Here is a 13,600-nt window from a genome sequence, read left to right on the forward strand (position 1 = left end):
TCATCTAAGGATAATTATTTTACTTGGCTTGCAAATTTGGAATGACTTCTTATTGCCTTTGCTTATTTTACAGAATCCCAAAAACTATACATTGCCATTGTCTACAATGCGTTTTTTCCAAGCGTATAACACTGCCTGGGGAAATATTCTTGCAGCTACGGTATTATCTTCCCTGCCGATGGTAATTGTTTTCTTTATTGGACAAAAACAGATTGTACAAGGTGTTACATCTGGTGCAATCAAAGAATGATATGTAAGGAAAAAATATGGACGAAAAAATGCCATTCAGTGTTGAATCGACCAAGATAGTTTGGAAAAGTGGTCGAGAAACTGTTGTTGCCAGTGCTGTTTTGCCTGGTATTATTAGAATCAGAGCATGGTATGTTCCAACTTGTACCGACGATTATGTTACTATTGAAGTTCCTCATGATCCAATAGATGCACATCTCGTACAATGTGCTGTGAACGATACTGGTACCGTACTTGTGGCTGATGACCTTCAATGTGAGATTTCAAATAGTGGACGCATTTCGTTTTTTCAGAATACAACCGGAGATAAATTACTTGAGGAAACAAATTGGTTGCCTACGAATCCGACTTTATTTCCTAAAAGTCGTACATATACACGCCTAGATGGCAAATGGGAAATACAGCAGCGGTTTTTACCGGTTCAAAATGAACATTTCTTTGGACTAGGGCAACATCGATGCGGAGTATATGATTATAAAGGCTCTGTAATCATGTTGCAGCAACAGAATGGTGAAACTTGTATTCCTTTTTTACTTTCTTCGCTTAAGTATGCTTTTGTTTGGAACAATCCTTCTTTAGGGAGAGTTGAGTTAACTACAAACCATACTTGTTGGATAGCAGAAAATGCTCGGAAAATTGATTATTATGTCATTACTGGAATGGATTTCTCACAGATTTATGCAAGATATGTTGATTTGGTAGGGCATGCGCCACAGTTACCATATTGGGCAACAGGATTTTGGCAAAGCAAACTTCGATATACTTCCCAAGCTGAGGTGGTTTCGGTTGTAAAGAAGTATCAGGAAAAGCATATTCCTTTATCAGCAATTGTCATTGACTATTTGCACTGGACGAAGATGGGCGATTTTACTTGGGACCCAAACTGCTGGCCTTCTCCAAAAGATATGGTACAGACTTTGAAAGAGGCAAATGTTACGGTTATTGCTTCTATTTGGCCCGCGGTAAATCCTCATTCCGTCAATGCAAAAGAATTTTCTGACAAAGGGTATCTGGTTGAGGCAAAGAAGGGAGTAAACAATTTCTTTCCGTTTACGGATACGAATGATATCCCGCCTGTAATAATGCACTACTATGATAGTACAAATCCTGCAGCAAGGAATTTCCTGTGGGAAAAGATCAAATCAATGTACTATGATATCGGGATTACAAATTATTGGCTTGATGCCTGTGAACCTGAAATTGAACCCTATACGATGGATAACTTGCTGTTTTATCTCGGGGAGGGGGATGCCGTAGGCAATTTGTATCCGCTTTGCCATCAACAGGGGATTTTTGAATCACTGAGCAAGCTTGGTATAAAAGATACGGTACTGCTCTGCCGGTCCGGATGGCTAGGATCACAACGATATGCATCAGCCCTTTGGTCTGGTGATATTTTATCTGATTGGCAGACTTTTTCCCAACAGATCCATATTGGTCTGAATGTCGGTTTGAGCGGTATTCCTTGGTGGACTTCTGATATCGGAGGTTTTCTCAATGGGAACATCCATGATAAGGATTTTCATGAATTGCTTGTACGGTGGTTTGAGTTCGGCGTATTCTGTCCTATCTGTAGACTGCATGGCAACCGGGAACCGAGATCAACGGTCTTGACTGAATCAGGAGCAGACAATGAAATCTGGTCCTTTGGCGAAGATGTCTATACCATATTGAAAAAAATGCTTTGTATACGAGAACGATTGAGGCCCTATATCTATCAGGAAATGAAAAAGGCTGCTGATTTTGGCTTGCCAATGATGCGTCCTCTGTTTTTTGACTATATGCAGGATGCAATTTGTTGGTCTGTTGATGATGAATATTTGTTTGGTTCTTCTTTGATAGTTGCTCCTGTACATGAGAAGGGTGCAAGGAAACGAAAGGTCTATCTTCCGAAAAATACCCGATGGATTGATGCTTGGACAGGTGATTCTATTATTGGGGGAACATGGTTCACTGCTGCTGCAGAGCTTGATGATATTCCGGTTTTTATAAAAGAACACGCTGATGGAATGTTAGCAGAGGTCTTTGAGAAGGAAGAATAAGGGAAGGCAATATCCGGTAGTCGATGCTCGGGCTTATCGGTTTGTTTCTGTCCTGCCCATCAGGTGTTTTCTGTTTCGAATTCGATTTCCGCGAATGCGAGCTGGTTTTTATACAGCTGGCAATTTTCAGAAAGTATTAATTCCTGTATAAGCTGGATATCCTTATGGGGCTTGCATCCGGACTTGAGTATCTGTTCAAGTACTTTGACGACATAGAAACCCTGCTGGATGGGATTTTGAAAGATGATTGCACTTATCATATTTTTGGCAAAGTAGGTCTCATAACCTGGAAAAGTGTCATGTAGTACTACGTTCGGGAAAGGTGCCCCTTTCTTATTCAGGACATCCATAAGTAGCTGGTTGAGAGGTGGGATCAGATATATGCCGTCATATTCGGTATTTAACTTCTGAAATATTTCGATCATCAGGCTGCTTTTTGTTTGTTTGGTATCAAGAGTGAGTACTTCACTATGGATGAGAGGATATTTGCGATGGATGGTTTGTAGAAAACCATCCAATCGCTGTCCATTGATTCTACTTGCTTGTTTGGATTTTGCTATGTCATCCGAGATAACCAAGAGGTCTGCATGTTTCTTGACGGTTTTTCCTAGGAATTCTCCTGCTAGGCAACCGCTGCCGACATAATCAGGACCGATGTAACAAAGGCGCTTTGAATGTTCGGCATCAATGTTGAAAAGTACGTATGGAACCTTATTCTTTTCAAGCATGGAAAAGATTGCTTTCATATCATATGTTTCATTATTTACGATGCCGACGATGTCCACACCTTCGGAAATGACAGTATGTAGAGTTTCGAGATATTTTTCCGTATCCTTTTGAGGAAGCCGAATATAGTCGACAAAATAGTTGAAAGGCCTTATCTGTTTGCTTGCAAGTTGTATACCTTTGCCAATATGGTCCCAGAAAAAATCCGGTGAGTCGGTAGAAAAAAGTACGATACGTTTTATGACGCCTTGGACCAATGCCTGTGCGGCCAGATTCGTCTGATAACCGACACGGTCAGCATAGTCCAGGATACGTTTTTGGAGTTTGGGAGAGATACTTCCTTTGTCATGTAAAGCACGGTATACGGTCATTTGTCCGATGTGCAGGGCTTCTGCTATATCTTTTTGTGTCGTTACTTTTTTCATAATGGCAATAGTATAGCTCAATTTTGTGCTTTGATGCAGAAAAAATGAATTGAATATAGGAAAAGGTAGTATCTTTTTAGGAATCCAGCAGGTTGTCTGGCATTGCCCTGTAAAAATTTTTCTTGACAAATTTCCGATCACGATAAAGAATAAAACAGAAAGGGAACGTTCCCATTTCTAAGAAAGATAATAAGGAGTAACTCTTGAGTTCAACTATTCTGGATATTGCAAAGGCCTGTGGATATTCGAAGACTACCGTTTCAAGGGCTTTCATTGACCCTGAGAAAGTCTCGATGAAGGCACGGAAGGCAATTTATTGTACAGCAAGAGAGTTGAATTATACACCGGATGCAATAGCAAGAGCCATGGTCAGGAAGAAAACTGATAATATTGGTTTTATAATTCATGACCAGCAGTATCCTGTAGTACTGAATCCATTTTATTCACCAGTCTTCGAAGGTGTACTGGAAACGGTAAAACAAAGAGGATATTCTGTATTTATTTCTACTGAAAGTGATATACATCTTCCTGATGGACAAGTATATATGAAGAAACAAATGGATGGTGTCATTATCTGTGGGCAAGCTGATGAAGAAACAGTAAGAAGCTTCAGAAGTCAGAATATTCCATTGGTTATCCTGAACAATTATCTTGATATGGAAGACCTGCTTTGTATTACAGTCGATAACTATGAAGGATCAAGGCAAGCAATCGACTACCTTGTCGGACAGGGACATCGCAAGATTGCCATCGTTTCCGGACAATTTTCTCCCTATGTCTACACTGAAAGATATCGGGGATACATAGACAGTATGGCGGGCTCCGGATTACCGATCAGACAAGACTACATCAAGACCGTAAAACCTGACATACAAAGTTCAATGGCAGTAGGCAATGAGCTGCTTTCCCTTGCTGATAGGCCAACTGCTATTTTTGCTACCAATGATGTCATTGCAATCGGGATTATGAAAGCTGCCTTACGCCATGGGTATGCTATTCCTGATGATCTCATGATTATTGGTTTTGACGATAGTGATTACAGTGAAATAGTGGAACCGGAGCTTACGACCGTACGTATAGATAAGTTTGAATTAGGAAAAATTGCTACGCAACGTTTGATTGGCCTTATTGAAGGAGATGCACCGCAAAAGGAAACCATACGGCTCAAGACGACACTTATCCATCGGGCTACAGCATAAGGATGATAGAAATGGAAGCAATTTTTCTTGATGTGGGATATGGAGATGCAGTTATTTTTCATGATAATGGGCATTATGGCATCATTGATGGTGGCAGCGCACTGGCAGCAGAATATGAAAATTTCCCGCATCGCATGCCGATAGGGGATTTCTTGGCTGCCCATGATATTGTACAGGTTGATTTCATCATGCTTACGCATATTCATGAAGATCATATCTGTGGCATTGAGAAGGTGATGGACAGATTGGAAATCGGTTGTCTGGTCGTACCTTATTTGCCTGACGTCGAAGGTAAGGATGATATCTGTCTGGATACAAAGTTGACGAACCTGGCCCTTTATACCCAAGCATTGAATGCCTATAAGCACATCCTTTCTATGGCGAAGAGACGTAACATAAGCATACACGTTGCCAATGCCGGTATGAAAGAAGACTTGCTGGGCATGTCGGTTTCCATATTGGCTCCGATACAACAGGATGCACATGAGTACCAAGAAAGGCTTGAAAGAGTTTTTGGAATAAGAGATAAAAATGTGTTGGAGAAGCAGATAGTCGCATTAGACAGGGATTCAAACCGGATGAGTCTCGTTGCTGATTTTGAATATGAAGATATCAATATGGTGTTGGCGGCAGACAATGTACCTTCCAATTGGAGTGAGGATATTTTTTCTTTTATTCAAAATGGGAACGTTCTCAAATTACCTCATCACGGGCAACCTGATGCTGTGGATACCAGGTTGCTTGAAGCGATAAGCAATACCATGATCATTACCTGTTCTTCGTCGGACAGGAGAAACAACAGTGCGAACAGGAAGGTTTATGAACAACTGGCACAGAAAGACGGTATGGATTTCCTTTTTACCGATGAAGTTGAATATTTGCCATTTTTCAAAAGGGAGAACAGGGATTTCAACAGTTTTTCTCTGTTTGTTGCTGATAATGAAATCAAGGTCATTTTATGATCTCAAAATAAAAGGAGAAAATGAAGTATGAAAAGAACAATGACAATTCTATTGTCTCTGCTTCTCGTCTGTGGTTCGGTTTTTGCCCAAGGAAAGACAGAAAAGCCTTTCCCGAGCAAGCAAGTCACGATCATCATGCCTTGGGGTCTTGGAGGAGGTCCGGATACCATAGCAAGGAAAGTTGCCTCATATGGGGAAAAATATCTAGGGCAACCGGTGATTGTAGAAAACAAATGCGGTGGCGCCGGAACGATTGCAATGGATGCTCTCATGCAGGCTCCTGATGATGGATATACCATGGTCTGCAGTAATGGGCCGTTGTTTTCCCTGACGCCTGCTTTTGTTCCTGTTGATTATACACTGAAGGACATTACTCCTCTCATTGGAATGCGAATTGTCGAATTCGTGATACTTTCCAATCCAAGTTCCAGCGGTATCCATACCTTGGAAGAACTGATTGCCGCAGGTAAGAGCGGCAAGCATATCAAGTATGCTACTACCGGAGGCCCTGGAAATGACAGTTATACGATGATTTCCGTACTTTTCAAGAAGCTTGGAATTGAAGCTGAGGCTGTACCATACGACGGCGGCCAGGATGCAATCAATGCACTTGTCGGCGGACATGTCGATATTGCAATCGGTTCCCCTCCTGTGTATAGGGATTATGTCAGAAATGGACAACTGGCTTGTCTCGGTACCTTCATTCCTGAGGGGATTGAGGTAGAAGGAATCGGGAAGATTCCATCGTTCAAGGAACAGGGAATTGATACCGAATTTACCGGAATGGACTATTTTGCTGTCAAAAATTCTGTCCCGGAGGATCGAAAAGCCATCCTGACCAAATATGTCAAGGATGTATATGCTGATCCGGAATTCCAGGCGTTTATGGAATCCCTCGGCATGCAGGCTTGGGATGCGACTGAGGATGAAATCAAAGAGAAGATTACACTTCAGACAGAAGCAATGGACAAGTATATCAAGCTTATCAAGTAGCATTGATTTTGTAATTGGATGAGTTGCATCAGAATTTTGGCCATACATGATTCTGCTGCAACTTGTTTTGGGTACTGTATATGAAAATCAAATATAATTCAGAAATGTTGTCAGGTGGAATCTTTACTTTGGTGGCTGCTGTGCTATGGCATCAGATTCCTAGCCAGATACCGACATTGGAAAAAACGGAAATCAATGCACAGACTATTCCTAAGATTGCCATAGGGGGGCTTTTTATTTTTTCGGTCGTGTTGCTGCTGCAGGGACTGTTCTACTATCCAAAGAAGGAATTGGTCTTCAATGATGAACTCTATCATTCACGGGGATTCAGAGATGCTATCCGTTCACTGGTCTATATTGGTATCGTCATTGGCTATCTTTTTATTTTTACAGCTTTTGGCTTTATCGTTTCTAATATTTTCTTGGTAGTTACGATATTGATTTATTATCATGCAAGAAAATGGTATTACTATGCAATTCCACTTGCAGTTGTTGGTATCGTCTATGCGGTGTTTTCAATCGGATTGCATGTCTCATTGCCATAAAAGCTGGGACAACCTGTCCATATAGAAGGAGGAGCTGCCTATGGAAGTTTTTATGTCAGGGATACATACCCTGATGAATCCGAATATCTTATTGGTAATCCCCTTGGGATTGATTCTTGGTATTGTTGTCGGTGCCATTCCAGGCTTGACTTCTGATCTTGGTATCATACTTTGTATTCCGCTGACCTATGGGATGGACCCGACGGTTGCAATAGTCCTTTTGCTTGCAATATATGTAGGTGGTACATATGGAGGTTCAATCACAGCCATACTTATCAATACCCCGGGAACTTCGGCGAATGCTGCGACACTCTTTGACGGGTATCCGATGACAAAGAATGGTGAAAGTTTCAAGGCCCTTTCCATGGCCTTGTATGCTTCAACCATCGGAGGTCTTGTAAGTGCCTTTGTACTGCTTTTTGCTGCTCCTCAGATTGCAAAGATTACACTTTTGTTTGGCCCTGCAGAATATCTGTCGCTTGCTATCTTCGGACTCTCGGTTATAGCGGGAGTTTCAAATGACAATATATTCAAGGGGTTGATAGGTGCCTGTATCGGTATATTTGTTTCAACTATCGGTATGGATAAGATAAGCGGTACCATGAGATTTACCTATGGTAATCTTCAGCTGAGGCGAGGTATTGACCTTATCATTGCCCTTATCGGCCTGTTCGCAATTTCTGAGATTCTCATGAAGTCAAAGTATGATCCCAGGACCGATAGGAAAACTGTTGATTCTTCTTCCATCATAAAGAAGGAAATCACTCCTGCAGAGTACAAACGGTGCAGACGTCCGATTGCAATCGGTACTCTTGTCGGTGTCATCATAGGGGCTACGCCGGGTACCGGAGGTGGTTTGGCAGGATTTATATCCTATAATCAGACAAAGCAGACATCTACACATCCTGAGACTTTTGGAAAAGGAGAAATTGAGGGCGTCGCTGCTTCTGAATCCGCCAACAACGGAGCTTGTGGTGCTACGATGATTCCAATGCTGACCTTAGGGGTACCAGGTGATGGTTCAACCGCAATTCTGATGGGTGCCTTTATGATTCATGGTATGGTTCCCGGACCGATGCTTTTTGTCAAGCAAGGAAATATCCTGTATGCAATTATGCTGGGGCTTATCATCGTGAATATCTGTTTGTGGTTTATAGGCAAGGTGCTTATAAGATTTTATGCCAACATTACAAAGATTCCTTTTGAATTATTGGCCTGTACTATACTTACTTTATGTACTGCCGGTGCATATTCAACAAATAACAGTATCTATGATGTGTACTATATTTTTGTCTTCGGTATCTTGGCCTACCTGATGAGAAGAATGGATTTCCAATTGGTACCTGTTCTGCTCGGTATAGTATTGGGGCCTTTGGCTGAAACAAATTTCAGAAGGGCCCTTATCCTTTCGGACGGAAGTTATTCTATCTTTCTGACTAGGCCTATCAGTTTGGCTTTTCTTATTGTTTCTGTTGCTTCAATTGTTATTTTTACAATAAGAGGTATCAGAGTAAAGGCAAAGATAAGGGAAAACGATGGCTCGGTTCCAGTGTCTGCATCGGACTCTGGCCATATGGAATAAAAATCAAAACCTAAAGATGGCCAGTAATACAAACGGTGTCTTCTTCTTTGGTGGAAGGCCCCGTTTGTATATTGTATATAACCAGTGTATACCTAAATGCCATTTACAGGGATTCACAAACAAGCTACAAGATGAATTTTTTGGTTATTTCCCATACTTTGCATGGTATACATCAAGATCTGCATAGAGATCTTTTTTTTCTTTACTTGTCAGGTCCAGCGCAGGAGCTCTCATATGCGATCCCGGCAGTCCGTTGTATTCCATTGCAGCTTTGAAGTAACCCATGTTGGCGCCAGCTTTGATTATCTTGGCCAATTCATTGGCCTGCTGCTGTGCCTTGCGTGCAGCTTCAATGTTTCCGGCCATGAAGTTCTTGTATACTGATACAAAGGGTTCGGGACCACACTGGGCACAACCTGAAACTGCACCCTTGCATCCCATGGCCAAGGCTGGAAGGAACAACTGGTCAGGACCGCATACTACATCGAAATTGCCGTTGTTACAGGTAAGATAGTCCTTGAACCTGTTGAAGTCGGGGAAACTGTATTTGATCCCTACGACATTCTTTGCTTGCCTGACTATGGCTTCAATCTGAGAAACCGAGATATCATTTCCGGCACACTGGGGAATATTATAGAGATAGACGGGAAAATCTTCCGGCACACTGTTCGCTACAGATACAAAGTAGGTAATCATTTCACGGTCATTGACACCTAAGAACTGTGGTGTTACGACACCTATGCCGGCAGCACCGGCTTTCACTGCATGTTTTGCCAATGTTATGGTATCTTCTGTTGTTGCTGTACCTACTTGTACAAATACGGGAATACGGCCTGCGGCATACTTTATTACAGCTTCGACAAAATCCATTCGCTCCTGAGTAGAAAGTTTCAGCATTTCGCCGGTCGTACCGCACGGGTACAGGCTGTCAACTCCTTTCTCAACCAGATAATTTACTAAAGACTCCGTTACGGCATAGTCAATTTTATTTTCTGCCGTAAAAGGAGTGACAATTGGGACAATGATTCCTTTCATTTTTGTCATTTTATATTTCTCCTTGACTGAATTGTATTCAGAATTGCTTTTGGTTTATCCTTGTGTTTATGTTTTCCCTTCTATGCCCAGAGAATAATGTTCTCTGTAATTTCTTTGGCACAGAAACAATACCCCATACCCTAGGGATATTCCAAGAGTATGAAATGTTGTCAGGGCAAAGTGGGGCAGGAAGATAAGCGTCCAGCTTGCGCTATGAAATATTTTCCTAAATCTACATGTTGTTACTTAGATGTTACATATCCCAGCTTATGGGAAATACAATCAGCAGTCTCAATAGTAAGATCTTTGATTCTCTCAAATGCATTGTGCTCCTTGATGATGTTTATCGGACCTGTTACACCGACTGCAGCAATCGTAACGCCTTCATGGTCACGGATAGGAGCCGCAATACAGCCGATGTTCTCTGAATATTCCTCATCATCAGTAGCATATCCCTGCATACGGCATTGAAGCAGATGTTTTTTGAAAAGGTCCTTGTCCGTGATGCTGTTTCTTGTCGCACGTTTCAGATTTGCATTTTGAAGCACTTGGTCCATCTGTCCGTCCGGCATCTGTGAAATGATGGCCTTGCCTCCTGCACTGGTGTTGATATTCAATGGAGTCCGGAGAGGTGCAATTATCACATTCACTGTGGGGGATGGCAATGCCATCTGGGTGTACATGACATAACCTTGCTCATAGATTGCCAACTGACTGACCAGGTCTGTTTCTTCGGCCAATTTTTTCATTTCATTCTTTGCGATGCTGTCCAAATCAATTTCACGGTAGACAGCTTGGGAAAACATCAATAGTTTCAACCCGAGCGAATAGCTGCTTGGTGTCATATGATGTTCTATCAGATAGTTCTTTGCAGTCAGAGTCTTGATGATGCGAGTTGCAGAAGCGATAGGTATATGTAAACCGGTTGCAATCTCCTTGATTGTTCCCTTGCTGTTCTTTGCCAAGTAGTCGAGAATATCTGTAGCTCTGTCAACGGCTGGTACTAAATTCCCATTGTTTGGATTCACCATACTAATTCCTTTTGTTCATTGTCAAAAGATTTGTGCCAATATGCACTATAAATATTATTGAATTTGTTGAAATAAAAACAATAGATAGTCTTCATAAACTTCCCAATCAACATGTTTTTCCCTCTATCTGAGAAAAATTTTCTTTCTATGGACCTTTATTTGCTTGGCGGTCGTTTGCTCCTTCATCGGAGATGATGGGTACCTGATAAGGTCAACCAGTATGTTTGCCAGTAGCGCCAGATGTAACATGATCAAGAAAACCCCCACTGCCTTGTCTGATGAGCATGGCAAGACAGTGTTGGATTTCCATGTTACTCCAGGCTGTCCAGGATGCCAAAGACTTTCTGCGCACCAGAGAGGACATGCAGGTAGTCTGTCCCGGCACTGATGAAGTTAATGCCCAGCTCATGCCATGCCCTGATGACTTCAGGATCGTCGGAACCGGTCGAGATACCGATTGATTTACCTGCGTCCTTCAATATCGAGATGGCTTCTTTAATGAGACCCTGTGTATGTGGGGCAAAGACCTTGTTCAGTTCTCCAATTGAACCCGAGAGGTCACAGGCTCCGAAGATGAAGCAGTCCACATAGGGATTTTTTGCCATTTCCTTAAGGTTGGATACGGCTTGGGCCGATTCAATCTGGACACATCGTATCATTTTCCTATTCACGTCCTCGACATATGCATCTACGTCCTGCAGCCCGTATTTGATTGCCCGTACGGGGCCGAAACCTCTCTTCCCCTTCGGGGGATACAGGGTACTCTGCATTGCGGCGTCCAGTTCCTCAGCAGTGTTCACCACGGGAAAGATGATTCCGTCTGGTCCCATTTCGATGACTCTTTTTGCGAGTATCGGGTCATTCCAGGGAACCCTGATGAGCGAGTTGGTACCCGCCGAGTGTGCTGCGATGATATGCGTGAGCAACGTATAGTAGTCGATTGGAGCATGTTCGGTATCGATCCAGAGGAAATCGAACCCGACCATGCCGCAAAGTTCAGAGATGCTGCAATCTGACAAAGTGGTATGCATGCCTTTTACCAATTTGTGGTGCTTCAGCTTGTCTTTTAAATCAGTCATTGTTTCTGCCTCCAAGTATGCAGATTCTGTAAAAGAATTTTCCAGTTGTACGCTGGTAATAATATCGGTCATTTTACCTTTTGAACGAAAAGGATACCTGTTTTCACGGGCAATCCTGGCTGATGCTGTCGGCACATGGTATCGGTGTTGCCCTGCCTGATGTTTCCTGTGAATGCGCCTGTTCCTATTGTTTCCGTTCCTTTTCCCGTTTTGCTACCTTGAGTATCGCCGGGCTTGCAAGTGACAGTATGATCAGTATGATCAGTGTCAGGGAGATCGGCCGTATGAAGAACGTCAGGTAGGTCCCCTGAGGGAGCATCATCGACCGGATGAAGTTCGATTCAATCATCTCACCTAGGATGAGGGCTAGGACGATTGGCCCCGAAGGGAAATCCGCCTTTGCCATCGCGAAACCGAACAGCCCTGCGCACAGACAGACGATGACATCGAAGACACTGTTCTGGATTGCATAGGACCCCACTAGAGAAAAGATGATGATCGTCGTCGAAATCCATGACCTGGGAAGTTTGGTGAATTTGACGAACAGCTTCGATCCGACGTTGCCAAACACCAGGATAAAGAGGTTGCAGATGAAAAGGAGAATGAAGATTACCCATACCATGTCAATATGTTCTGAGAAGAGCAGCGGCCCCGGGGTATAGTTGTACATCATCAGTGCTCCGATCAGTATTGCGGTGACAGAGTCTCCCGGGATCCCCAGGGTCAGCATCGTGGTCATCGCACCGCCTATGCAGGCATTGTTCGATGCACATGTTACGGCCAAGGCTTCTTCCGAACCTTCCCCGTACCTGTCCTTGTCCTCGGAGAAGTTCTTGCATTGCGTCCATGTGATGATTGACGCAATGTCACCGCCGGTTCCCGGTATTGCTCCGACAAAGACGCTGACGAGCGAAGAAAACAAGAATGCCCATTTTGTTTTCCACATTTCTTTCAACGTCATTCTTTTCTTTGCATCCTTCGCTTCTGCCATGAAATCAGAGAAAGCTTCCCTGCCTATTTCTTCTCCTCTGTACTTCTTTCCGACCTTCAGCACGGGCGTCTGTGAGATTTGGTTCAGACATTCCCCGATACCGAACAGCCCGATCATGATGGGAACGAACGAGAAACCATCAAGCAGGTAATAGTTGCCGAAGGTATAGCGCTTCACTCCTGAGATGGGATCCATGCCGAACATCGCAAGGCCCAGGCCTATGAAGCCGACCATCAGGCCCTTCGGAATGCTTTTCCCTGAGACTGCAACCATCATTGACAGGCCGAATAGGGCCGTCATTGCGTATTCAGGAGGTCCGAACTTGAGTGCAAAGCGTGCAATCGGGAAGGAGGCGATGCACAGCAGTATGACGCCGAAGATACCACCTAGGGCTGAGTAGACGGTATTGATCCACAAGGCTAGAGACGGCCTTCCGCCCTTTGCAATCTTCGTTCCATCAAACGTGGATGCGATTGAAGCCGGCGTACCGGGGACTCCGAGCAGGATTGCCGAGACGCCACCGGCATAGATTGCTGCACAGTAGATGCCGAACAGCATGCCTAGGCCATATCTGGGATCAATCCAGAACGTCAGTGGTAGCAAGATAGCTACTCCCATCGTTGCCGACAGACCAGGCAATGCACCGATGAACATGCCTAGGAAAATACCTATGAGCGTATAGAACAATACGCCAAGATTTAAGACTGAATGCAGTGAACTTAACAATATATCCATACAATA

Annotated in this window: 12 protein-coding genes; 7 read left to right on the forward strand and 5 right to left on the reverse strand. The window is 43.3% G+C overall.

Features of this window, described 5'->3' with window-relative positions:
• Positions 1–58 precede the first annotated feature (58 nt).
• The gene (locus LKE40_11490; protein ID MCH3918051.1) at positions 59–250 is read left to right on the forward strand and encodes a hypothetical protein; all 192 of its coding nucleotides are present in this window, start codon (positions 59–61) and stop codon (positions 248–250) included.
• A 16-nt stretch (positions 251–266) separates the two neighbouring features.
• A complete protein-coding gene (locus LKE40_11495; protein MCH3918052.1) occupies positions 267–2,291 on the forward strand; it encodes a glycoside hydrolase family 31 protein in 2,025 nt (674 codons plus the stop codon).
• Positions 2,292–2,350: 59 nt separating this feature from the next.
• Here the strand turns inward: LKE40_11495 and LKE40_11500 are convergent, their stop codons facing one another.
• The gene (locus LKE40_11500) at positions 2,351–3,442 is read right to left on the reverse strand and encodes a substrate-binding domain-containing protein (GenBank protein ID MCH3918053.1); all 1,092 of its coding nucleotides are present in this window, start codon (positions 3,440–3,442) and stop codon (positions 2,351–2,353) included.
• 203 nt (positions 3,443–3,645) lie between these two features.
• Here LKE40_11500 and LKE40_11505 point away from each other — a divergent pair, with 203 nt between their 5' ends.
• The 5 genes from LKE40_11505 to LKE40_11525 all read left to right on the forward strand — a co-directional run bounded on the left by LKE40_11505 (position 3,646) and on the right by LKE40_11525 (position 8,723).
• Positions 3,646–4,641 (forward strand): LacI family transcriptional regulator, encoded by a 996-nt coding sequence (locus LKE40_11505; protein MCH3918054.1) that lies wholly within the window; start codon positions 3,646–3,648, stop codon positions 4,639–4,641.
• Between the two features lie 11 nt (positions 4,642–4,652).
• Positions 4,653–5,603 carry a hydrolase gene (locus LKE40_11510; protein MCH3918055.1) on the forward strand — a complete coding sequence of 317 codons (951 nt, stop codon included), beginning with the start codon at positions 4,653–4,655 and terminating at the stop codon, positions 5,601–5,603.
• Positions 5,604–5,630: 27 nt separating this feature from the next.
• Positions 5,631–6,596, forward strand: coding sequence for a tripartite tricarboxylate transporter substrate binding protein (locus LKE40_11515; protein MCH3918056.1), 966 nt, complete (start codon positions 5,631–5,633; stop codon positions 6,594–6,596).
• 80 nt (positions 6,597–6,676) lie between these two features.
• Positions 6,677–7,141, forward strand: a complete 465-nt coding sequence (locus LKE40_11520) for a tripartite tricarboxylate transporter TctB family protein (protein MCH3918057.1) — start codon at positions 6,677–6,679, stop codon at positions 7,139–7,141.
• Between the two features lie 40 nt (positions 7,142–7,181).
• Positions 7,182–8,723 (forward strand): tripartite tricarboxylate transporter permease, encoded by a 1,542-nt coding sequence (locus LKE40_11525; protein MCH3918058.1) that lies wholly within the window; start codon positions 7,182–7,184, stop codon positions 8,721–8,723.
• A gap of 144 nt (positions 8,724–8,867) precedes the next feature.
• On the opposite strand, the gene LKE40_11530 is transcribed toward LKE40_11525, so the two are convergent.
• The 4 genes from LKE40_11530 to LKE40_11545 all read right to left on the reverse strand — a co-directional run bounded on the left by LKE40_11530 (position 8,868) and on the right by LKE40_11545 (position 13,594).
• Positions 8,868–9,767, reverse strand: coding sequence for a dihydrodipicolinate synthase family protein (locus LKE40_11530; protein MCH3918059.1), 900 nt, complete (start codon positions 9,765–9,767; stop codon positions 8,868–8,870).
• A gap of 233 nt (positions 9,768–10,000) precedes the next feature.
• The gene (locus LKE40_11535; GenBank protein ID MCH3918060.1) at positions 10,001–10,789 is read right to left on the reverse strand and encodes an IclR family transcriptional regulator; all 789 of its coding nucleotides are present in this window, start codon (positions 10,787–10,789) and stop codon (positions 10,001–10,003) included.
• A 311-nt stretch (positions 10,790–11,100) separates the two neighbouring features.
• Positions 11,101–11,868 carry an aldolase/citrate lyase family protein gene (locus LKE40_11540; GenBank protein MCH3918061.1) on the reverse strand — a complete coding sequence of 256 codons (768 nt, stop codon included), beginning with the start codon at positions 11,866–11,868 and terminating at the stop codon, positions 11,101–11,103.
• 184 nt (positions 11,869–12,052) lie between these two features.
• Positions 12,053–13,594, reverse strand: coding sequence for a tripartite tricarboxylate transporter permease (locus tag LKE40_11545; protein ID MCH3918062.1), 1,542 nt, complete (start codon positions 13,592–13,594; stop codon positions 12,053–12,055).
• Positions 13,595–13,600: the final 6 nt, after the last annotated feature.

The organism is Spirochaetia bacterium (assembly GCA_022482625.1).
Taxonomy (GTDB): domain Bacteria; phylum Spirochaetota; class Spirochaetia; order Sphaerochaetales; family Sphaerochaetaceae; genus Pleomorphochaeta.